Below are 20,598 nucleotides of genomic sequence, written 5' to 3' on the forward strand. Positions count from 1 at the left end.
AGTATGACAAGTTCCTATCTCGAGTTCCCCAATATCGATCCGGTATTAGTGTCTATTGGGCCTCTGTTTGGCTTTGGGCCGCTAAACATTCATTGGTATGGCGTGATGTACGCGGTGGCGTTTGCTTTAGCTTACTGGCTGGCCAGTCGGGCAGCGGCTAAACCAGGCTCTGGCTGGAGCAAAGAGCAGGTTAGTGATTTGCTGTTCTATGGCTTTTTAGGGGTTATAGTGGGTGGCCGCTTAGGCTATGTGTTGTTTTATAATTTCGAGCAGTTACTGGCTGAACCGTTATATTTATTTAAAACCTGGCAGGGCGGCATGTCGTTTCATGGTGGCTTACTTGGCGTTTTACTGGCGATGCTGTGGTTTGCCCGGCGCCATCAGAAATCTTACCTGGCGCTGGGCGATTTTGTGGCCCCTTTAATTCCACTAGGCCTGGCAGCCGGCCGGCTGGGCAACTTTATTAACGCCGAACTCTGGGGCCGCACGACTGATGTGCCCTGGGCGATGATGTTCCCTAATGCCGGCGGTGTTCCCCGCCACCCATCACAGTTGTATCATGTGCTGCTTGAGGGCATTTTGCTGTTCATTATTATTGTGTTTGTAAGGCGTTTAAAGCCAGCTACCGGTACCCTGGGCGGCGTGTTTTTACTGGGCTATGGCGTGTTTCGCTTTTTCGTGGAATTTTTCCGTGAACCCGATGCCCATCTACGTCAACTTGCAGAAGCCGGCATGACCATGGGCCAATGGTTATGCCTGCCAATGATCGCGATAGGTCTGGGTCTGATAATATATGTTAACCGTAAACCTGCAGTGCCTGCACGGGGGAGTAAATGAAGCAATATCTGGATTTAATGCGCCATGTGCTGGAACATGGACACAAAAAAACGGACCGCACGGGAACTGGTACCATCAGTGTGTTTGGTTACCAGATGCGTTTCGATTTACAGCAGGGTTTTCCGCTTATCACCACTAAAAAGTGTCATTTGCGCTCTATTATTCATGAGTTGCTATGGTTTTTAAAAGGTGAAACCAATATTGGTTATCTGCAGGATAACGGGGTATCAATCTGGAATGAGTGGGCAACCGATGCCGGAGAACTGGGGCCGGTGTATGGTGCGCAGTGGCGCAGCTGGACCAGTTCTGACGGTCAGGTGGTTGACCAGATCAGCCAGCTGATTAGCGATATTAAGCGCACACCGGATTCACGCCGGTTAATTGTCAGCGCCTGGAACCCCGCCGTATTACCCGACACCCGCTATTCGCCTAAAGAAAACGCCGCCATGGGTAAACAGGCTCTGCCGCCTTGTCATACGCTGTTTCAGTTTTATGTGAATGATGGTCGCTTGTCTTGCCAGCTGTATCAGCGCAGCGCCGATATTTTTCTCGGCGTGCCATTTAATATCGCCAGCTATGCCTTATTAACGCTGATGGTGGCGCAGGTCTGTGGCTTAAAACCGGGTGATTTTGTGCATACCTTTGGCGATGCCCATCTTTACTTAAACCACTTAGAGCAGGTTAATACTCAGCTGGCGCGCCAGCCCCACCCCTTGCCGACCATGCGCTTAAATCCAGAGGTTGCCGATATTTTTGGCTTTACTATTGATGATTTTACCTTAGAGAATTATCAGGCTCATCCGCATATTAAGGCGCCAGTGGCGATTTAATGGCGCCATCCCTTTAGTTTTTTGGCCTGGTTCTTGCTTTTGTGGTGCTACAGGCATGACATAAGCATGCAGGCCACAGCAATGAGGTGGATATGAGATTTTCAAGGTTAGTGTTGCTAACTGTGTTGCCAGCTGTATTGCTAGGCTGCGCTCAACCCGCAACCCAGTACCAGGCCACATCGGCAAATACTGAGCTTAGCGCCCAGCCGCTGGGGTTTTACACTGAGCGGTTAGCGCGGCAATTGTTTGCCCAGCTGGACGACAGCCCGCTTTGGCTAACCCGGCCACAAATTGCCGTAAGCAGCTTTTTACCGGCAACAGCGCTGCACTTGCGCGATGCCAACAGTGAGCAACGTGATTTCGCCAATCAGCTTAGCGAGAGCATGCTGGCGCATGGCCGCCAGTTTGGCTATCCGGTATATGAGTATCGATTGAGTAATCAGGTGACGCTGGCAGCCGATTATGAACAGGCACTCAGTCGGCAGCTTAGCGAAATAAATAGTCAAAGCAATGCAAATACTTTGCTGACGGGCACCTATACCCTGCAGCAAGATGCCATTATTGTAAATGCCCGGCTGATTCATATTCCATCCAGACAGGTACTGGCAGCAGTAACTGATTATATTCCGACAAACGTATTGTGGGGCATGCAACAGGTTAATAAGCGTGGTGAAATGTTTTACCGGCAAAGCCCGGCAGGAGAGCGCAAATGAAGTGGTTAGTAATGTTAACAGTAAGCATAGTGGCAGCTATGGTGCTGAGCAGCTGTGCATCAGCCCAGCGCACGGTAAATGTGGCGGGGCAGGTGGGCAAACCGGATAGTCGGGCAGAGCGCATTGCGTTACAGCCATCTCACGCTGCGCCGTCAGGCCATGAACAACACAGCCCGTCGCAGCAACCCCTGCTGACAGTAAACGATTATGTGCGTAATCTGGTGCATGAGTTAATGGCGCTGCAGCATAGCCTGGACAGTGACAGCCAGCTTGGCGTAACGGACTTTAGTTATGTAGACACCGGCTTAGATCAGGGTACGGTATTCAGTAATTATCTGAGCGAAGCGATGATTTACGATCTGCATAAATTTGGCGTACCCGTGCTGGATTACAAAGTTACAGATTACATCAGAGTGACTGACAGCGGCGACTTTGTGTTAAGCCGTAACTTTCAGGAGCTATCTGAAACCGTGGCTATTCGTTATGTGGTCACCGGCACCCTGACCACGCATCAGCAAGGAGTATTAGTGAATGCCCGGCTGGTACAAATTGATAATAAAAGGGTGATATCAGCCGCCCGCACCTTTATTCCACGCCATATAGTGCAGGCCGTCGTGTCCCGTCAGGGCGAGCAGGTTATGCGGATTAAATAAGGCATTACCCTAAAGAAGTGATACTCAGGGCCGATACACTGTAACAGATTGTCAGTATATCGGGCCCGTTATGTCTAAAACCTTGCTTGTCACTTGCCGCTTATTTGTCACCAGCCTGAGCGCAGCTCTGCTGTTAACCGGCTGCAGCACGCTGCAATTACCCTGGCAAAGCCAGCAGAGCGCGCCATCGGCGCAACCATACTCGGCTAGCGCTTATATTCTGACGTCTGATACTGATATGCAGCAAGCCACTGCTGACTACCAGATGGCCAGCTATCCGCAAGCCGGCGGGCTTTATGCCAGCCATAAACTGCTGGATGATTACGTGGCCGAACTTGCGATGCAGTTGTATCAGAACAGCGCTGCGCCCCTTACAAACGGTACCGTCGCGGTAGCCGGCTTTGCAAATTTATCACCGGCACGGGATACCTTGCACCCATTGGGTAACGCCCTGGCCGAGCGCTTTTTACAGCAACTGCCACGTTATGGCATCAGCATGGTTGATCATAAGCTGACCGGCAGTATTACGCTTACTGCCGCAGGCGATCAGGTGTTCAGTAACAGGGCAGGGCAGATTGCTGCTAACCAGCATATCGATTATGTGCTTAGCGGCACGGTGCAACAAAGCCAGCGCGGTGCCATGGTGCATGTACGTATTATGAATTTAAAAAGCAATGCAGTACTTGCCAGCGCCAGCCAGTTGATCCCACAGTTTGTGTTAGATACTGAGCCATTCAGATGGTAAAAGTGAAGTTGTTGGGATAAAAATGGCTGCCCCAGCAGGAATCGAACCTGCAACTGCCCCTTAGGAGGGGGCCGTTATATCCATTTAACTATAGGGCAAGAGTGCGGTTATTAACGCGCGAAAGTTTAACAGAATAAATAGCTTAAGTGAACGGTAAAACAGTGTGCCGTTTTAGCGTTGCAGATCAGAACAGCCGAGTTAGAACCTGGCACTGCCGATACTGATTAAATCACCAATTTGCAAATGGCTTAACAACGCAGGGGTGCTGGCGCTGGCCCAGGCGTTATCGGTGCTTATTTCGGTAATTTTCAGTTGTACCGGGCTTTTATGCAGTTTTTGCAGGCCATCTTTGCCGGCAAAGCGCTGAATTTGCATTACTGTTACCGTGTCGCCCAGCTTTAGTCCCTGACGTGAGCCTTTATTCATTGCCAGTTGATGCTGGTTAATATGGCTGACCTGAGCCAGCAAACCCTGACAATGGGTGTGCTGTTGCACATCTTTTGCTACCGCTTTAAGTACAGTATCAATTTTCCGGCCATAGGCTTGCTGCCAGAACTGCTGACTGTGGCTGCTGCCTGCGCTTGTATCGCTATGCCATTCTGCCTGGGTGCGGTATTGCTGCTGATATACCAGCTGGTTATTAAATAAGTCGAATAAGGCAACATCCAGCGCGAAATAGCGCTGCCAGCGATCATCCTGCCAGAAGCGGCTGGTGCGCTTACCCAGTGATAAATCGCTGATGCTGGTCAGCAGCACAAACTGCTGCCCGTCAGCGAACAGCTGGCGGTTAACATTGTCGGTCATTTGCCCGGGTTTTAAACTGTAATCTGCACTACTGACAGACAGTGCCGGGCTGTAATCCTGCAGGTGGCGGGCTAACTGACTGGTCGCGCTTTGGCCAAGCTCAAATAGCTGGCCATGAATGGCATCGCGCCGGGCGGCCAGTTCTACCTGAGTAAGCAGCAGTGGCTTTTTCTGCATTGCGCCCTGGCAACTTTGGCGCTGTGGCAGAATTTCTGCTTGCAGGGTAACCGTCACCCTGTCGTTGCCGTAGTTTTCACTCAGCAGCCTGATTTCCCGGATCTCTGAACTGCTGTCCAGGCTAAGCTGATGTTGTTGCATTATCCCGGCCACCAGCTGCTGTTGGCTGGTTACCCGCACGCCGGCAAACAGTGCCGCCCGCTCCAGTGCATCACTAATGGCTGCTTGCTTGGCCTGGTTGATATTACCTTGCTCTATTGGCGCCTGCCCGGTCATTTCATACCAGTTGGCATAAAGTGGGGCGCTTAACAACACCGTACAACAGGCACTTATTACTATTGATAATTTCATAGTTCGCCAATCATTAGTTGAAACTCTCTTGGTTAGCTGGATAAAGCAAAAACTATGCCTTTATTGGCAAGCCATGTGTTTAGCAACGCTTGTCTGCTGGATTAACCAGAAACTGGCGCAGAATTTGCTTTAAATCTGCTGATCAATCTAAATTAACTCGGGCAAGCCTGATGATGGATGTAACATGATGAAATTAGCTGGTATCACACTCTCTGCACTACTGTTGACTGGCTGCAGCCAGATCTTCGATAAGCATGTCGAATATACCCAGGTTAAGCCTGAGGTATTTCCGCTGTTACATGCGGTAGGTATGGCACCGATTTCATTGCAACCGGGTACATCAGACAGCCAGAAAATCTTGCTGGCGATGCGGGCATCCAAGCTAGAAGCGTATCGCGAGTTGGCCGAGCAGGTATATGGTCAAAGAATTGACAGCAGCAACAGTGTCAGCGCCATGGTGGCGGGGAACGATCAGTTTGGTGCTTCAGTGCAAGGAGTGATCCGTGGTGCGAAAGTGATTAGAACCTATGCGGTGGACGATGCATACTTTACCGAGTTAGAACTGGATTTTCAGCAGGTGTATCACTTGTACCAGAATGTCTATCCGCGTCAGACGCTAAAAAGTATTCATTATTATTAGCTGTAAGATAAGGATGAATTACGCAAATGTCAGGCTTTGATACCTTTACCCATGTTATCAACAGTGGGTTTGCCTTTATTGGTATAGGTTAAACCAGATTTGCCCTGGGACGACAATAATTCGGTTTTCAGGCGTTGCAAGGTTAGCTGGCTGTGTTCTACTGTCTGTTGATTGACAGCATTTTGCTGTTTACACTGAGCCAATATCTTATCTAATTCAGCAATGTGCTGTTCAAACCAGGCTTCTGCTTTAGCACTTGGCAATAAATCATTGCCAGCTATCTGGCTGTCGGTTAGCTGGATTTCATTCAGTAAGCTTTGTTTGTCTGCCGTTAAGGTATTTAAGGTATCAATATCGCGGCTGGCCAGGGCGACAAGTTCTTGCCGTAATAACAGCAACAGCGCATCCAATTGCGCTTGTTGCTGTTGCAGCAGTGTGGTCAGAGGTTCATAGTGGCTAGTCATTATTTTTTGAACAAGTCACCTTCAAATTGCATGATTCGCCGGGCAAGTTGTTCAACATTAACCTTGTATTTGCCTTCAGCGATCGCCTGCTTAATTTTATCAACCTTTTCCTGATCGATACCACTGGCCGCATTAGCTTTTTCCTGCAGTTTAGTAAACTGCTTGGCCTGCGGGGTTATCGATACCGAATCCTGGCGCTGGGCACCTTGCTGGGCAGCCTGTTGCGTAGCATTTTGCTGCACAGTTGTTTGCTGCCGCTGAACATTTTGTTCAACTTTGTCGTTTTTTACCTGCGGATTACTCTGCAGGTTATTGATATTTATAGCCATGATAGAACCTCTTTACCTTAAACCAGTTCCCTATGTTCAGGTTAACGGCTGCGCTTTAAAAAACTTTAATAAATTTTTTAAAATTTTACTCTTACCTGATTAACAGCGACCACTTCTGTTTGCACTTTACGTCCAGACTGCTGATTCTGAACGGCGATGGTATCACCAAGCGTACCGTCCTGCTCAGCAATACCACTGGCCGAAACGACAAGGCCACTATTGTCAATCACTATTGTAACAACATCCCCGCGACAGACAAGGCAAAGATCCTGCATTGTGATCAGCTGGCCATTACTTAATGAGCGTTTACTTCGTGCGCCAACAATCTGACGCAGGTCAGTCACCAGATTGCCGCGTACGAACCGCCGCTCCCGCTCGCTGATTTCTAACATATCGGCCGTTAACACCGTACCTGTAGCAATATTTTGTCGAACCGTCGCCGCAGCAACCATTTCTGTGATTCTGACCGGGAGATATAATTGCCATGCTACCGGCAGATTACAGCTGATATTTACCGTAAACTGGCGGTTGTTGGCGTTTTGCGGCCGATTAAATTGGGGTTGTTCATCACAAATCTTAGTGCCAATCCGGTTGTCCAGCGGGGTTACCTCTAGTTTGATTGCGCCCTCTGGTGTAATAGCCAGTTCCTGGTTTAGCCATTGTGCTGTCATGTCAGTCAGTTGTTCCGGGCTATAATGCCCCGGGTCAGCACTATCCGCCCAGCTCAGATTGCTGATAAAAAATAACAAGATAAAGTTGAGTAAATAAAATTTTTCGTACTTCTTCATATGGTTTCAGCTATGCTTTACTGGCTAACAGTTATACCATTGCCGGTATAACCAGTTTCAATAAATGGCCTTGGTTAAGAAACTGCAAAGGGGTTTCTGAGCCAAAGACAACCTATTCTGGCGATTGGGTTTAGTTATGCAAATATAGCGCCAGAACAAAGGCAACAGGAGTGGCAGATGGCCAGCATTTTAGATTCTGTTAATCAGCGAACCCAATTGGTTGGTCAAAACCGCCTGGAATTGCTGATGTTTAAACTTGCCGGCCGGCAACGTTACGGAATTAATGTCTTTAAAGTGCGTGAAGTGCTGCAATGTCCTGCATTAACGGCTATACCTAAACGCAATAAATTTGTCCGGGGTATTGCCCATATCCGTGGCCAGACAATTTCGGTAATTGACTTAAGTCTGGCTACCGGTGGTAAGCCGATCGAGGATTTGAGTACCGCCTTTATTATTATTGCTGAGTATAATCGCTCGGTGCAGGGTTTTTTGGTCAGTTCAGTTGAGCGGATCATTAATATCAACTGGGAAGCCATTATGCCGCCGCCCAAGGGTACCGGCGGTAAACAAAGTTATCTGACGGCGGTAACTGAAATTGACAAAGAGCTGGTTGAAATTCTGGATGTCGAAAAAATTCTCGAAGAAATTTCACCCTCACCAACCACTATCAGCACTACGGTGGATACGGCAAGTATCAGCTCAGATTTAGGCGACCGGCTGATTTTAATTGCTGACGATTCTGCCGTTGCACGTAATCAGGTTAAAAGGGCGCTGGAAGGGCTGGGCGTAAAAATGCACCTGGTTAATAATGGCCGTGAAGCATTACAGTACCTGCAGCAGGTGGCGAAGGAATGTAGTGTATCCGTGACCGAAAAAGTTGGTCTGCTGATATCCGATATAGAAATGCCAGAAATGGATGGTTACACCCTGACGGCTGAGATAAAGCTCGACCCACAATTAAAAAACCTGCATGTGATTTTGCATACTTCGTTAAGCGGAGTGTTTAATCAGCAAATGGTGCAAAAAGTGGGCGCTAACGACTTTATCGCCAAGTTTAATCCGGATGAGTTGGCTGAGTCGGTGCAAAAGTGGTTACATACAGAATAAGCGCTAAGGGTACCTAGTGACTAATAAAGAGCTGCAGGAAAGTGAATATAAACTGTTTCGGGATTTTCTCGAGCAGCAGTGTGGCATCGTGCTGGGTGAGAATAAACAATACCTGGTAAAAAGCCGGCTGGGGCCATTAATGCAGCGGTTTAGTATTGCTACCTTATCTGAGCTGGTAAGTAAAACCCTGAGCCCGTTCGAGCGGCAGTTGCGCTCGGCCGTGATCGACGCCATGACAACCAATGAAACTTTATGGTTTCGTGACACTTATCCGTATGAGCTATTGAAGAAACAAATTTTGCCGGAGCTGGAAAAAAGCTGCCGCACTTTAAAAATCTGGTCTGCCGCCAGCTCAAGTGGTCAGGAGCCCTATTCTATAGCGATGACCGGACTGGAGTATCAGCAAGGCCGGCCTGGTGCTTTTAGTTTAGGTTTGAATATTCTGGGGACGGATATCTCGAACACTATGCTGGAACATTGTCAGCGGGCAGAGTACGACGGCTTAGCCTTATCCCGCGGTTTATCGCCAGAGCGGCGTAGCAAGTTTTTTGACGACAGCGGCAACGGTATGATGCGGGTCAAAGATTTTGTGCGTAAGAATGTCAGTTTCCGCCACTTAAACCTGTTAGACAGCTACACCTTACTGGGTAAGTTCGATATTATATTTTGCCGCAACGTACTTATTTATTTTTCACCCGATCTAAAAGCCAAGATTATCAAACAGTTCGCCCAATCCCTTAACCCCAGAGGCTATTTGTTTCTGGGGGCATCTGAATCTATTTCCAGCGTGAATAATGACTTCGAAATGATCCGCTGCAACCCAGGCATTATTTACCGTAAAAAGGTTTAACGGTAACAGCTGAAAAACTGGCCTGTGTTTTGCATTTGATTTGCCATAGTTGCAAATGAGGTGGCAAAAAAATGGCAATCAGTTTTGAAAAAGCATTTGGGATGCACCCCCACGCTTTATTAATTCGTGAAAAGCGCTCAGAAGTGTTGGCCGAGAATATTGCTAATGCCGATACGCCGGGCTATAAGGCTAAGGATATTGATTTTCAGCAAGCGCTGTCTTTAGCCCAGTCGCGCCAGGGGCAAAGTGCCAGCCGCACCCATGAACAACACTTCCATATTGCGTCTACTATGCGCAAAGACACCTTATTTCGCAATCCCGATCAACCTGATACTGGCGATGGCAACAGTGTCGATATTCATCGCGAGCGCAACGCAGTAATGCAAAACAGCCTCGAGTATCAGACCAGCTTAACCTTTCTAAACAACCGCATTATGGGGTTGAAAAAAGCCATTACCGGTACAGGACAATAACTATGAGCATCTCAAAAGTGTTTGATATCGCCGGTAGCGGCATGACTGCCCAGTCGGTGCGGATGAATACCACCGCCAGCAACATTGCTAATGCCAACAGTGTCAGCAGCAGTGTTGAAGAAACCTATCGTGGCCGCCATCCGGTGTTTGCTACTGAGTTATCCGAAGCCCGGCGCCAGCAGGGCGATAGTGCCGGCGTCAGAGTGTTAGGCATTGTTGAGTCTGATGCACCACTGAACGTAGAGTATGCGCCCAATCATCCGCTGGCTGATGAGAATGGCTATATCTATAAGCCCAATGTCAACATTATGGAAGAAATGGCCAATATGATTTCGGCGTCCCGCTCTTATGAGACTAATGTGCAAACGGCTGATGCCGCCAAGCAAATGCTGATGCGGACGTTACGCATGGGCCAGGGACAATAAGGAATAAGCTATGAGTACTATTAATAAATCCCCGGCCCTAGATGGCATGTACTGGGACAACGGCAATAAAGTGCCGGATAAGAATAACGGTGCGCTGACCCAATCTGATTTTTTTGCGCTGCTGACCCAGCAACTGGCCTTTCAGGATCCAACCAAGCCGGTTGAAAATGATCAGATGATTGCTCAGATGACTAATTTTACCATGGCAGATGGTATCGGCCAGTTAAACGAAAGTTTCAAAGGCTTTGCCGACAGCATGACCTCTAATCAGGCGTTACAGGCCTCATCACTGGTTGGGCGCAGCGTGTTAACTCAGTCTGATCAGATAGTGTTTACCGGCGAAACCTTATCCCGGGGCCATATTAACCTGGACCGGGCTGCCGACAGTATGCGGGTAAGCATTGAAAAACCGAATGGCGAGCTGGTAACCAATTTTAATGTGGCCAGCCCGGCGTTGGGTAAAAATGAGTTCGTCTGGGATGGTACTGATGCCAATGGCGAGCCTATGCCACCAGGTGTTTATAAAATTAAAGTTGAAGCCAGTTTTAATGGCAAGAATGAGTCGATACCGGTGCACGTATTTACCCCGGTATCGAGCGTCAGCCTGGCCGGTAATGGCAAAGGTATTACCCTTAACCTGATTGGGTTAGGGGCAGTAAAATTAACTGATGTTCTGGAAGTTTCTTACGGTTAAACAACCGTTTAAGGTGAGGTGATTTATGAGTTTTCAAATAGCATTAAGCGGCCTGGCGGCAGCCCAGAAAGATCTGGATACCACGGCAAACAATATTGCTAACGTTAATACCACGGGCTTTAAAGAGTCGCGGGCAGAATTTGCAGATGTATACGCTACATCGATCTTTTCATCCGGACGTACCAAGGTCGGTGATGGTGTAGCAACTTCAACGGTGGCGCAGCAGTTTAATCAGGGCGCATTACAATTTACCAATAACTCGCTGGATTTGGCGATCACCGGTGAGGGCTTTTTTACCACCACACCGGATCGTTTTTCACAGGATATGACCTATACCCGTGCTGGTGCGTTTAAACTGAATAAAGACAACTTTATTGTCGATAACAATGGCAACTTTTTGCAGGGCTTTACTGTCGACCCGGTAACCGGTGAGAATCAGTCAGTCAGCTTAAGTACCAGCCAGCCGATTTCGATACCCACTTCTGCCGGCGCACCAAGGGCAACCAATAATATCTTCCTTAGCATGAACCTCGATTCGCGAGTGGTTGCTCCCAACGTTGCCTTAGCGTTTGATCCAACAGATCGGGCTTCATACAACCATTCCACGTCGGTAACGGTATATGACAGTCTGGGTGAGTCGCATGTCGTAACCACCTATTTCAGAAAACTTGAAACGGTGCCACCGGCCAACAGTGAGTGGGAAACTTTTGTGGTTTGGGATGATAATACCGCCAATCCATTATTGCCTGCGCCGGTGCCACCCGCTACCCGAAACCCTAATTCCTTCTTCCAGGGTAACAATATTCAGTTTGACTCTAATGGTAATTTTGTCGACATCATACCTGCGCCAACTATTGGCTTGCCGTTTGCAGATTTAAATGAACCTAACAATGGTTACCTGACTAATGGCGCCCAGTTTTTAACTGACGTAGTAGTGAATTTCCGTGATGCTTCAGGGGTAAGAAGACCCACTCAGTATGCGGCCGCGTTTGATGTTACCAACCTGAGCCAGGATGGCACTACCGTAGGCAATTTAACCGGGGTTGATATTGACTCCTTTGGCCGGGTGCTGGCTACTTACAGTAATGGTGACTCCTCTTACTTATCTCAGGTGACGTTGGTGCGGTTTGCTAATGTGCAGGGCTTAAAGCAAGTGGGAAATACCTCGTGGAAACAAAGCTTAACCTCAGGTGAGCCTATAGGCGGTCAGGGCAATACCGGGACTTTTGGCGCGATAAACGCATCAGCGCTGGAGCAGTCAAACGTTAACCTGACCACCGAGCTGGTTGATTTAATCAGTGCCCAACGCAATTTCCAGGCCAACTCAAGGGCGCTGGAAGTGAACAGCACGCTGCAACAGACAGTGTTGCAGATCCGCTAAGCTTGATGGCGTAGTCATGTGAGTATACACCACCTGCGGGTGGTGTTTTTTTATTCATCAGCTCAAGGTCAAGCTAAGTGGCACTATTTTTGCTTATCTAGTATACAGCGATAACAAGCGGAGCAGGTTATGGACCATTTATTATATATCGCCATGAGCGGTGCCAAAGAAAATATGCATGGCATCAGCGTGCGGGCGAATAATCTGGCCAACAGCAATACGGTGGGCTTTAAAGCTGACTTTGAGCAAGCGCGGGCGATGCAGGCGTTTGGTGAAGGCTTGCCTACCCGGGTGTTTGCAATGACTGAGCAGCCCGGTCAAAACTTTGACGCAGGGCCGATGATTATGACCGACCGTGAACTGGATATTGCCATTCAGGGCGATGGTTGGTTTGCGGTACAAGACGCCAATGGCAATGAAGCGTATAGCCGGGCCGGTAATTTACAATTAAGCCCAACCGGCATGCTGGAAACTGCCAATGGCAGGGCGGTCATAGGCGATGACGGGCCAATTCAGCTGCCCATTCCTCTGGCCAAATTAGAAATAGGTCTGGACGGTACGATAAGTGCGTTACCTCAGGGCGCACCTGCTAATGCCATGGAAGAGGTGGCGCGGATTAAACTGGTAAACCCGGTCTACGCCGATCTTACCAAAGGTACTGATGGCTTGTTCCGGCGTAAAGACGGCCAGTTAGCGGCGGCGGACATCAATGTCAGCTTACTGCACGGTGCTTACGAAGGCAGCAACGTGAATGCCGTAGGTGAAATGACCTATATGATAAGCCTGCAGCGTCAGTTTGAACTGCAGGTGAAAATGATGAAGAGTGCCGAAGATATGGACCGTCAGCAAAACGCCTTGCTGCGGATCATGGGCTAGTTAACTGATTAATGGGCGACAGCCCCGGGAGGTAGCAGATGCATCCAGCTCTGTGGATAAGTAAAACCGGCTTAGACGCCAAACAGCGGGATATTTCGGTTATTTCAAATAACCTGGCTAACGCCAGCACCATCGGTTTTAAAAAAAGCCGCGCAGTGTTCGAAGACTTGCTGTATCAGAACGTCAATCAGCCTGGCGGGCGCTCGTCGCAAAACTCCGAGCTGCCAAACGGTTTAATGATTGGCGCCGGTACTAAGGTGGTGGCGACTCAGAAAAACTTTACTCAGGGCAATATGATTACCACTGAGAATAGCCTGGATATGATGGTTCAGGGCCACGGGTTTTTTGAAGTACTAATGCCAGATGGCACGATTTCCTATACCCGCAATGGTCAGTTTACTGTCGATGGTGATGGCAATCTGGTGACGTCAGGTGCTGGCTTTCAGGTACAGCCAAATATTGTTATTCCGCCTGATGCGACCAGTATTACCGTATCACAAGACGGTGAAGTATCGGTGCGTCTGGCCGGGCAGGTAGATAATGCCGTGCTGGGGCAGCTGACGGTAACCAACTTTATTAATCCGGCAGGCTTAGAGCCTACGGGGCAGAATTTATTTAAAGAAACCGCGGCAAGTGGTGATCCGGTGCAGGGCATTCCGGGCCTGGAAGGGCTGGGTATTATTGTTCAGGGTGCACTGGAAACGTCGAATGTTAATGTTACTGAAGAGCTGGTCAGCCTGATTGAGTCGCAGCGGGTTTACGAAATGAACTCTAAAGTGATTTCATCGGTGGATCAAATGCTGGGCTTTGCTATCCAGCAATTATAAGCGGAGGCGTTATGCGTACTATTATTGCAGTGTTATCAGCCTTACTGCTATCGGCATGTTCGTCTATGCAGCAGCCGTTTGCTGACGATCCGTACTATTCGCCTATTCCGCCGGAGCCGGCAGCAAGGCCGGTGTTAAAAACCGGGTCACTGTTTGCGCAGCATCATTCCAACAGCTTGTATTCTGATAATAAGGCGCGGCTGGAGGGCGATATTATTACTGTGGTACTGCGCGAACGCACTCAGGCGTCAAAACAAGCTAAAACCGAAACTAAAAAAGACAGTAATGTGTCGGTTGAGCCCATGGTTGGGCTTGGTGGCAGGCCGGTCAGTGTGGCAGGTAATGTGCTGCAATTTGGCGCGGGTTCCAGTTCCGATTACAAAGGCGATGCCAAGGCTGATCAAAGTAACAGCCTGGTAGGCGATATTTCGGTTAACGTGTTGCAGGTCATGGCCAATGGCAACCTGGTGATCCGCGGTGAAAAATGGCTGACCTTAAATACCGGTAAAGAGTATATCCGTTTAACCGGTGTGATCCGGCCGCAGGATGTTGATGTGAACAATACCGTTGAGTCAAATAAAATTGCTAATGCCCGTATTGAGTACAGTGGCACCGGTGCGCATCATCATGGGCAGTCGCCTGGTTGGTTAAGCCGGTTCTTTAATGGTCCGCTGTGGCCTTTTTAAAATAACATGGCTGTTTTAAGAAAACTGATACCTTGTTAGGAGAGACACTGTGGCTATGTTCGAAAGACAATCAATGATTCGTATAACACTGCTGGGGTTAGTACTGCAGCTGTTGACAATCATGCCAGCCCACGCTGCCCGGATTAAAGACGTGGCCGATATTGATGGTGTGCGCTCTAACCAACTGGTCGGCTATGGCCTGGTGGTAGGGTTACCGGGTACTGGCGAGCAAAGCCCCTTCACCGAGCAAAGTTTCCGCACCATGCTGGCCAATTTTGGCATTAATATGCCGGCCGGCCAACGCAGCCAGATCAAAAACGTGGCGGCGGTAGCCGTACATGCCGAATTACCCGCCTTTGCCAAGCCAGGCCAGACTATTGATATTACGGTGTCATCCGTTGGCAGTGCTAAAAGCCTGCGTGGCGGTACCTTGTTACAAACCTTTTTAACCGGTTTAGACGGCAATGTGTATGCGATTGCCCAGGGCAGTTTAATCGTCAGCGGCCTGGGCGCCGAAGGGTTGGATGGTTCGCGAATTCTGGTTAACACACCAACGGTGGGGCGTATTCCGAACGGTGCCATGGTCGAGCGCGAGGTTATATCCCCCTTTGGTAATGGTGATTTCATTACATTTAACTTAAAGCGGGCCGATTTTACCACATCAAAAAGGTTGGCCGAGGTGATTAACCGGTTCATCGGTGCTGATACTGCCTATTCGCAAGATGCCGCTTCTGTGCAGGTAAGGGCGCCGCGCGATATGTCTCAGCGGGTGTCTTATTTATCTACTCTGGAAAACCTCGAGTTTGCCCCGGCTGACCACTCAGCCAAAATTATTATTAATTCACGCACCGGCACTATAGTTATTGGTAAAGATGTCAGGCTGTTTCCCGCTGCGGTTACCCATGGTGGTTTAACGGTAACCATTGCCGAGAACCCTCAGGTAGTCCAGCCGAATCCTTTTGGTGAAGGGGTGACGGCGATTGAAGAAAACAGCATTATCGATGTTACCCGGGAAAATTCACGGATGTTTAAATTCGACCCCGGTGTCACTCTGGATGATTTGGTTCGCACCGTCAACGCGGTAGGGGCTGCCCCAGGCGACTTAATGGCTATTCTGGAAGCGTTGAAAGAAGCCGGGGCAATCCATGGTGAGTTGGTGGTGATCTAACATGAGCCAGCCTAATAACCATGTGTCTTATCATGACGTCAACAGCCTGCAGAATATTAGAACGGCTGCGAAAACCGATGAAAAAGCCGGGTTACGGCAGGCTGCGGAACAGTTTGAAGCCATCTTTATGAGTATGCTGTTAACCAGTATGCGCAAAGCTAACGCTGCTTTTGAAGCCGAAGGTATGATGAACAGTCAGACCACCGAGTTTTACCGGGATATGCACGACAGTCAGTTGGCAACGGAGTTGGCGCAAAAAGGTGCGCTGGGCCTGGCTGATTTACTGGTTCAACAGCTTGATCCGACCGCTGGTGCTGCGCGAACAACTAAACAAGCTGAACTTACTATGCCAGGAGCCACCAGCTTTAAGCCGTTACCAGAGCGGCCGCATACCAGCAACGCAACTAAGAGCATGCAGCTCAGCACTGGCGTCAGCCAAACCTTACGAGCCATTGCTCAGTTGCCAGCAGGTGTACCGACAGCTGCAAATAACAAAGCGGTAAATAAGAGCGAAGCAACGGCATCTCTGGCACAAACCGACTGGCAAATTGGCTCGCCGCAGGAATTTGTGCGTAAATTATTGCCCGCCGCGCAACACGCCGCTCAGGCATTAGGGTTAGACCCAATGGCGATGATAGCCCAGGCGGCACTGGAAACCGGTTGGGGCCAACGGATGATTAAAACAGCCAAAGGCGAGAATAGTTTTAACTTATTCGGCATTAAAGCGCATAACAATTGGCAGGGTGACAGTGCAGTAGTGGACACTCTGGAGTTTCGTGGCGGCGTGGCCCAAAAAGAACAGGCCCGCTTTCGCGCTTATGGTTCGCCAGAGCAAAGCTTGCAGGATTATGCCAGTTTTATCAGCACCAGCCCGCGCTATCAGCAAGCGTTAGAGGTGGCAGCTGAACCTGCAGCGTATTTTACTGAATTACAGGCCGCCGGTTATGCAACCGATCCTGAATATGCCAAAAAAATTATGGCGGTATATCAAAGCTCAACCTTTAATCAGGTGCGGGCTGAGTTAAATACCACTCAAGATTTCAGCCATGGCGCCGATGAATAGCATGTTAGCCACCCAATGGGGCGACGGAGCAACCTATGTCAGATAACTTGTTACGAATTGGTACCTCGGCAGTGTTAGCCAGCAATACCCTGCTAAGCACCACCAGTAATAATATTGCCAACATTAATACGCCGGGTTATGTGCGCCAGCGTACTGAGTTTCAAGCGCAGATCCTCGGCCTGGGTGTGGGGAAGGGCACTACCGAGCGGCTGGTCAGCGAATTCACCTTAAAACAGTTACGTCGAGACACCTCGAATGCATCATATGCCGCTCAGTACCTCAGCGAGGCTAACCGCGTTGATTCGCTGTTTTCTAACCCGGCAAACAGTATCGCAACCGGTATTAATAATCTGTTTCAGCAACTACAGACTGCGAACAATGAACCTACCAATGTCGCTAACCGGCAGTTGATCATTGGTAGCGCCCAATCGTTACTTGATAAATTCGATACTTTATCTAATCTGGTGCTGGATCAGGAAAACTTCATTAATCAACAGCTGGATATCTATGTTAATGAGGCTAACGATTATATCGGGCAAATAGCCCGTCTGAATAAAGAAATTGCCTCCTATGGTACCGGTGCCAGTAAGCCGTTACCGCTGGACTTATTTGATAAGCGTGATTCTGCCATTCTCAAATTATCAGAAATGATGGAAATCCGGACGCTGGATGCGCTTAATGGCGAAAAGCTGGTGTTTATGAACACCGGGCAGGCGTTAGTCGTAGAGCAAGGTGACTTTGCGCTGTTGGCGCTGCGGGGCAACCCTGATCCATCACGCAAAGAGTTACAATTACAATTATCTACCAACAGTAATGTGCTGCGCGATATTAACAGTAAAGAGTTAGGTGGCAAGCTGGGCGCAATTGTCGGTTTTCGGGAAGAGATTCTTGATCCCACCCAGTTACAACTTGGTCAGCTGGCCTTATCAATTACCGATGCCTTTAATACCCAGAACAAACTGGGCATGGATTTAAACCAGCAAATTGGTAAAAACATATTTATCTTACCTGAGTTTAATGCACTTAACTTTCGAGGTAATACCGGAACCGGTTTCATTGTTGGATCTGTCGAGCCATCCAAAGGCAATCAACTGCCACCAAATGACTTTTTAGCAACAGTAACCGCAACGGGGATCCGGCTAGAAGCGCTTGATGCCAAGGGCAATGTAATTGCGGGTTCTGCCATCGATGTCGTGACTGACTTTTCAACTCCGATTAATTCAGCAAATACCACGTCTGATCCAACTGATTTATACGGTTTACAGTTAAACATCACCGGCGCACCGGCAGTGGGCGACCAGTTTTTGCTAAAGCCATTCAGTACCTCGGCTCGCGGTATTACGCTGGCGACCACCCGGCCAGAAGATATCGCTCTGGCAGCACCAGTGCGAGGGGAATACAGTGTTAATAATTTAGGTAATGGTGTGGTGAGTAATTTGCTGGTCAGCAACACTGATCCTGCAACGTCGCAATTTCTATCGCCAACCGGCTTAGCGGGTAATCCGCCGTACAGCGTAACCTATACCAACTCAAATGAATTTACGGTTACCGACAGCACCAATACGGTATTAGGGGTAGCTAGCTTTCCTTCAGGTACTTATCAAAACGTGTTAGCCCAGGCCGGCTTGGCTAACTACGGTTTTGATTTTGATATTGCCGGTGTGCCATCTTTCGGCGATTCCTACACTATTGAATTTAACGAAGGCGGATTTAATGACAACCGTAACGGCCTGATTTTATCTGAATTACAAACCGGCCAAACCACTCGGCGCAATGCGGTGGTGGTGCCAAATGCAATTAACGAGTACAGTTTCAATCAGTCTTATGCCACTATGGTGGGAACGATAGGCGAGCGGACCCGCCAGGGGCGGATTAACGATGAAGCCAGTACAGCGTTATTGCAGCAAACTACGTTGTGGTATGAGTCGCTGTCAGGGGTTAGTCTGGACGAAGAAGCGTCCAATCTGATCCGGTTTCAGCAAACCTATGCCGCAGCTGCTAGAATTATTTCTACATCACAAACCGTGTTCGATACATTATTGGCAGCAGTGAGGTAAGCCATGAGACTGTCATTTAATATGAAGTTTGACCAAAGCTTAAATGGTATTTTAAATACCCAGGCCAAACTGAGCCGTGCTGAAACCCAATTGAGCCGGCAAACGCGGATTTTAAGCCCGGCTGATGACCCGGCCGCCGCCGCTAAAGTACTGGGTTTGGATCAAAGCTTAAATCAGGTTGAGCAATATCAAAGCAACAGTGTGTTGTTGAAAAACAACCTGGCGTTAGAAGAAACTGTGCTGTCTAATATGCGCACGTCCATGGACCGGGTAAGAACACTTGCCATCGCCGCAGGCAATGGTGCACTAACGCCGGCAGACCGTTCCGCCATTGCCGGTGAAATTAAGAATATCCAGGTCGAGTTATTCGATTTGATGAATACCCGTAACTCGGAAGGCGGTTATATATTCTCTGGTTTTCAGGATCAGAGTAAGTCTTATGTCTTTAATGAAGTGTCGCAGAAATACGAATTTCAGGGTGATAATGGCCAGAAATCATTGCAAATTTCACCGACTATCGCCCTGTCCAGTAACGATAGTGGCAAAAGTGTGTTTGAGAATGTCGATGCCCGCTTTAAACCGACACCAGCTGTTATTAGCGCCGGTGGCGCCACCGCTGCTTCAGCAACCGTCAGTAATCAAACTCAGTTTGATGGGTTTTTTCGGGATAATTATGACCCGCTGACGCCGGCTAATAATGATTATAATGTAGTACTTACCGCGCCTTCGAACTATGAAATCCTGCGCGATGGTGTGGCCTTAACACCAGCGGTAACCGGTACTTTTACCCCAGGCCAGCCCATACTGTTTCAGGGGGTGAATATTGTTATAGAAGGTGCGGCAGCCGTTCCCGGACAGGTAGACTTTTCGTTAAATCCACCAGAAAAAATGAATATTCTGAATACGCTGAATGATTTTGTCTCGGTGCTGGAATCTGGCGTTGGTGGCAGTGTTTTGAGTGAATCAATAGCGGATGCCATAACCCAGGTGACCAGTGCTGCATTTAAGGTGGATAGTACGGTATCCTTTATCGGTGGCCGGGTTAATGTGTTGGATAGCGTATTTGAAACCAATGCTGACTTAACCATCAATAATAAGGAGTACCGCGCCGCGCTGTCAGAAGTTGATTATGCCTCTGCCTTAACGGAAATCACTAAGCAGCAAATTGCCCTGGAAGCGGTTTCAGCTGCATTCGTCAAAGTTTCCGGCGTATCGTTATTTGATTACATTCGCTAGTCCCAAAAACGCTGTGTAGCTTAATTGCAGCTGCACAGCACTAATGCTTGTTTTGCCGTCACAATTAAATTTAAAAAAATATTCAAGTTTCCAGTAAAGGCTCCGATAACTAAGTATCAAGATTAAAACAGATACAGTGATAACCACGGTATCTAGCGGATACCAGGTTCAGGAGTAATATCATGTCTTTATATGTGAATACCAATACGTCGTCGTTAAACGCCCAGCGCCAGTTATTCAATTCAGGTAACTCATTGGATATCGCTTTCAAACGGCTGTCTTCAGGCTTTCGGATTAACAGCGCAGCTGATGATGCGGCGGGATTACAAATTTCTAACCGCTTAACCAGTCAGATAAATGGTCTTGACCAGGCTGCCCGTAATGCTAATGACGGTATTTCGCTAGCGCAGGTTGCCGAAGGTGC

24 protein-coding genes and 1 tRNA gene are annotated in these 20,598 nt (G+C 48.6%); 20 read left to right on the plus strand and 5 right to left on the minus strand.

Annotation, left to right across the window (positions count from 1 at the left end; translation table 11 throughout):
- Positions 1-3: 3 nt before the first annotated feature.
- The 5 genes from lgt to WG68_RS17745 all read left to right on the plus strand — a co-directional run bounded on the left by lgt (position 4) and on the right by WG68_RS17745 (position 3,778).
- A complete protein-coding gene (lgt, locus tag WG68_RS17725; RefSeq protein ID WP_046559063.1) occupies positions 4-837 on the plus strand; it encodes a prolipoprotein diacylglyceryl transferase in 834 nt (277 codons plus the stop codon).
- Positions 834-1,667: a thymidylate synthase gene (locus WG68_RS17730; RefSeq protein ID WP_046559064.1), complete on the plus strand. Its 834-nt coding sequence runs from the start codon at positions 834-836 to the stop codon at positions 1,665-1,667. The genes lgt and WG68_RS17730 overlap by 4 nt, the downstream gene beginning before the upstream one ends.
- A 92-nt stretch (positions 1,668-1,759) precedes the next feature.
- Positions 1,760-2,380, plus strand: coding sequence for a FlgO family outer membrane protein (locus tag WG68_RS17735; protein WP_046559065.1), 621 nt, complete (start codon positions 1,760-1,762; stop codon positions 2,378-2,380).
- Entirely contained in the window at positions 2,377-3,033 is a 657-nt protein-coding gene (locus tag WG68_RS17740; RefSeq protein WP_052749158.1) for a FlgO family outer membrane protein, read from the plus strand. The genes WG68_RS17735 and WG68_RS17740 overlap by 4 nt, the downstream gene beginning before the upstream one ends.
- Before the next feature lie 70 nt (positions 3,034-3,103).
- The gene (locus WG68_RS17745) at positions 3,104-3,778 is read left to right on the plus strand and encodes a FlgO family outer membrane protein (RefSeq protein WP_052749159.1); all 675 of its coding nucleotides are present in this window, start codon (positions 3,104-3,106) and stop codon (positions 3,776-3,778) included.
- A gap of 23 nt (positions 3,779-3,801) precedes the next feature.
- Here the strand turns inward: WG68_RS17745 and WG68_RS17750 are convergent.
- Both WG68_RS17750 and WG68_RS17755 read right to left on the minus strand, forming a co-directional pair.
- Positions 3,802-3,876, minus strand: a tRNA-Arg gene (locus tag WG68_RS17750).
- A gap of 100 nt (positions 3,877-3,976) precedes the next feature.
- On the minus strand, positions 3,977-5,110 hold the full coding sequence (locus tag WG68_RS17755; RefSeq protein WP_046559066.1) for a flagellar assembly protein T N-terminal domain-containing protein: 1,134 nt from the start codon (positions 5,108-5,110) through the stop codon (positions 3,977-3,979).
- A gap of 184 nt (positions 5,111-5,294) precedes the next feature.
- Here WG68_RS17755 and WG68_RS17760 point away from each other — a divergent pair, with 184 nt between their 5' ends.
- Positions 5,295-5,750, plus strand: a complete 456-nt coding sequence (locus WG68_RS17760; protein WP_046559067.1) for an LPP20 family lipoprotein — start codon at positions 5,295-5,297, stop codon at positions 5,748-5,750.
- A 29-nt stretch (positions 5,751-5,779) separates the two neighbouring features.
- Here WG68_RS17760 and flgN read toward each other — a convergent pair whose 3' ends face one another.
- The 3 genes from flgN to flgA form a co-directional block, all read right to left on the minus strand.
- The gene (gene flgN / locus WG68_RS17765; protein WP_046559068.1) at positions 5,780-6,214 is read right to left on the minus strand and encodes a flagellar protein FlgN; all 435 of its coding nucleotides are present in this window, start codon (positions 6,212-6,214) and stop codon (positions 5,780-5,782) included.
- Positions 6,214-6,543, minus strand: a complete 330-nt coding sequence (flgM, locus tag WG68_RS17770; RefSeq protein ID WP_046559069.1) for a flagellar biosynthesis anti-sigma factor FlgM — start codon at positions 6,541-6,543, stop codon at positions 6,214-6,216. Before flgM ends, flgN begins: the two co-directional genes overlap by 1 nt.
- Before the next feature lie 77 nt (positions 6,544-6,620).
- Positions 6,621-7,331, minus strand: a complete 711-nt coding sequence (gene flgA / locus WG68_RS17775; RefSeq protein WP_046559070.1) for a flagellar basal body P-ring formation chaperone FlgA — start codon at positions 7,329-7,331, stop codon at positions 6,621-6,623.
- Positions 7,332-7,508: 177 nt separating this feature from the next.
- On the opposite strand from flgA, the gene WG68_RS17780 reads away from it, so the two are divergent.
- The 14 genes from WG68_RS17780 to WG68_RS17845 form a co-directional block, all read left to right on the plus strand.
- Positions 7,509-8,438 (plus strand): chemotaxis protein CheV, encoded by a 930-nt coding sequence (locus WG68_RS17780; RefSeq protein WP_046559071.1) that lies wholly within the window; start codon positions 7,509-7,511, stop codon positions 8,436-8,438.
- Positions 8,439-8,454: 16 nt separating this feature from the next.
- Positions 8,455-9,288, plus strand: coding sequence for a CheR family methyltransferase (locus WG68_RS17785; RefSeq protein WP_046559072.1), 834 nt, complete (start codon positions 8,455-8,457; stop codon positions 9,286-9,288).
- Between the two features lie 71 nt (positions 9,289-9,359).
- Complete coding sequence (flgB, locus tag WG68_RS17790) at positions 9,360-9,761, plus strand: flagellar basal body rod protein FlgB (protein ID WP_046559073.1); 402 nt, start codon at positions 9,360-9,362, stop codon at positions 9,759-9,761.
- Positions 9,762-9,763: 2 nt separating this feature from the next.
- The gene (gene flgC, locus WG68_RS17795; RefSeq protein WP_046559074.1) at positions 9,764-10,186 is read left to right on the plus strand and encodes a flagellar basal body rod protein FlgC; all 423 of its coding nucleotides are present in this window, start codon (positions 9,764-9,766) and stop codon (positions 10,184-10,186) included.
- Between the two features lie 10 nt (positions 10,187-10,196).
- Positions 10,197-10,880 carry a flagellar hook assembly protein FlgD gene (locus tag WG68_RS17800; protein WP_046559075.1) on the plus strand — a complete coding sequence of 228 codons (684 nt, stop codon included), beginning with the start codon at positions 10,197-10,199 and terminating at the stop codon, positions 10,878-10,880.
- 25 nt (positions 10,881-10,905) lie between these two features.
- A complete protein-coding gene (gene flgE, locus WG68_RS17805) occupies positions 10,906-12,261 on the plus strand; it encodes a flagellar hook protein FlgE (RefSeq protein ID WP_046559076.1) in 1,356 nt (451 codons plus the stop codon).
- 129 nt (positions 12,262-12,390) lie between these two features.
- A complete protein-coding gene (gene flgF / locus WG68_RS17810) occupies positions 12,391-13,137 on the plus strand; it encodes a flagellar basal-body rod protein FlgF (protein ID WP_046559077.1) in 747 nt (248 codons plus the stop codon).
- A gap of 38 nt (positions 13,138-13,175) precedes the next feature.
- Positions 13,176-13,964, plus strand: coding sequence for a flagellar basal-body rod protein FlgG (gene flgG / locus WG68_RS17815; protein ID WP_046559078.1), 789 nt, complete (start codon positions 13,176-13,178; stop codon positions 13,962-13,964).
- 11 nt (positions 13,965-13,975) lie between these two features.
- A complete protein-coding gene (gene flgH, locus WG68_RS17820) occupies positions 13,976-14,650 on the plus strand; it encodes a flagellar basal body L-ring protein FlgH (protein WP_046559079.1) in 675 nt (224 codons plus the stop codon).
- 73 nt (positions 14,651-14,723) lie between these two features.
- Positions 14,724-15,818 carry a flagellar basal body P-ring protein FlgI gene (locus tag WG68_RS17825; RefSeq protein WP_046559080.1) on the plus strand — a complete coding sequence of 365 codons (1,095 nt, stop codon included), beginning with the start codon at positions 14,724-14,726 and terminating at the stop codon, positions 15,816-15,818.
- A gap of 1 nt (position 15,819) precedes the next feature.
- On the plus strand, positions 15,820-16,881 hold the full coding sequence (gene flgJ / locus WG68_RS17830; RefSeq protein ID WP_046559081.1) for a flagellar assembly peptidoglycan hydrolase FlgJ: 1,062 nt from the start codon (positions 15,820-15,822) through the stop codon (positions 16,879-16,881).
- 35 nt (positions 16,882-16,916) lie between these two features.
- Positions 16,917-18,938 (plus strand): flagellar hook-associated protein FlgK, encoded by a 2,022-nt coding sequence (flgK, locus tag WG68_RS17835; protein WP_046559082.1) that lies wholly within the window; start codon positions 16,917-16,919, stop codon positions 18,936-18,938.
- A 3-nt stretch (positions 18,939-18,941) separates the two neighbouring features.
- Entirely contained in the window at positions 18,942-20,174 is a 1,233-nt protein-coding gene (flgL, locus tag WG68_RS17840; RefSeq protein ID WP_046559083.1) for a flagellar hook-associated protein FlgL, read from the plus strand.
- A 182-nt stretch (positions 20,175-20,356) separates the two neighbouring features.
- Positions 20,357-20,598 (plus strand): flagellin N-terminal helical domain-containing protein (locus tag WG68_RS17845; protein ID WP_046559084.1); only part of this gene is annotated, 242 nt, incomplete at its 3' end.

This window comes from Arsukibacterium ikkense (assembly GCF_000987775.1).
GTDB classification, from domain to species: domain Bacteria; phylum Pseudomonadota; class Gammaproteobacteria; order Enterobacterales; family Alteromonadaceae; genus Alishewanella; species Alishewanella ikkense.

Excerpts from the sequence above, each read along its gene's own strand:
- flgH (WP_046559079.1), top strand. The coding sequence starts at position 13,976 with ATGCGTACTATTATTGCAGTGTTATCAGCCTTACTGCTATCGGCATGT.
- flgE (WP_046559076.1), top strand. The coding sequence starts at position 10,906 with ATGAGTTTTCAAATAGCATTAAGCGGCCTGGCGGCAGCCCAGAAAGAT.
- flgA (WP_046559070.1), bottom strand. The coding sequence starts at position 7,331 with ATGAAGAAGTACGAAAAATTTTATTTACTCAACTTTATCTTGTTATTT.
- flgJ (WP_046559081.1), top strand. The coding sequence starts at position 15,820 with ATGAGCCAGCCTAATAACCATGTGTCTTATCATGACGTCAACAGCCTG.
- flgM (WP_046559069.1), bottom strand. The coding sequence starts at position 6,543 with ATGGCTATAAATATCAATAACCTGCAGAGTAATCCGCAGGTAAAAAAC.
- lgt (WP_046559063.1), top strand. The coding sequence starts at position 4 with ATGACAAGTTCCTATCTCGAGTTCCCCAATATCGATCCGGTATTAGTG.
- flgN (WP_046559068.1), bottom strand. The coding sequence starts at position 6,214 with ATGACTAGCCACTATGAACCTCTGACCACACTGCTGCAACAGCAACAA.
- WG68_RS17730 (WP_046559064.1), top strand. The coding sequence starts at position 834 with ATGAAGCAATATCTGGATTTAATGCGCCATGTGCTGGAACATGGACAC.
- flgG (WP_046559078.1), top strand. The coding sequence starts at position 13,176 with ATGCATCCAGCTCTGTGGATAAGTAAAACCGGCTTAGACGCCAAACAG.
- WG68_RS17740 (WP_052749158.1), top strand. The coding sequence starts at position 2,377 with ATGAAGTGGTTAGTAATGTTAACAGTAAGCATAGTGGCAGCTATGGTG.
- WG68_RS17800 (WP_046559075.1), top strand. The coding sequence starts at position 10,197 with ATGAGTACTATTAATAAATCCCCGGCCCTAGATGGCATGTACTGGGAC.
- WG68_RS17760 (WP_046559067.1), top strand. The coding sequence starts at position 5,295 with ATGATGAAATTAGCTGGTATCACACTCTCTGCACTACTGTTGACTGGC.
- WG68_RS17735 (WP_046559065.1), top strand. The coding sequence starts at position 1,760 with ATGAGATTTTCAAGGTTAGTGTTGCTAACTGTGTTGCCAGCTGTATTG.
- flgB (WP_046559073.1), top strand. The coding sequence starts at position 9,360 with ATGGCAATCAGTTTTGAAAAAGCATTTGGGATGCACCCCCACGCTTTA.
- WG68_RS17745 (WP_052749159.1), top strand. The coding sequence starts at position 3,104 with ATGTCTAAAACCTTGCTTGTCACTTGCCGCTTATTTGTCACCAGCCTG.
- WG68_RS17825 (WP_046559080.1), top strand. The coding sequence starts at position 14,724 with ATGATTCGTATAACACTGCTGGGGTTAGTACTGCAGCTGTTGACAATC.
- WG68_RS17780 (WP_046559071.1), top strand. The coding sequence starts at position 7,509 with ATGGCCAGCATTTTAGATTCTGTTAATCAGCGAACCCAATTGGTTGGT.
- flgL (WP_046559083.1), top strand. The coding sequence starts at position 18,942 with ATGAGACTGTCATTTAATATGAAGTTTGACCAAAGCTTAAATGGTATT.
- WG68_RS17755 (WP_046559066.1), bottom strand. The coding sequence starts at position 5,110 with ATGAAATTATCAATAGTAATAAGTGCCTGTTGTACGGTGTTGTTAAGC.
- flgK (WP_046559082.1), top strand. The coding sequence starts at position 16,917 with ATGTCAGATAACTTGTTACGAATTGGTACCTCGGCAGTGTTAGCCAGC.
- flgF (WP_046559077.1), top strand. The coding sequence starts at position 12,391 with ATGGACCATTTATTATATATCGCCATGAGCGGTGCCAAAGAAAATATG.
- flgC (WP_046559074.1), top strand. The coding sequence starts at position 9,764 with ATGAGCATCTCAAAAGTGTTTGATATCGCCGGTAGCGGCATGACTGCC.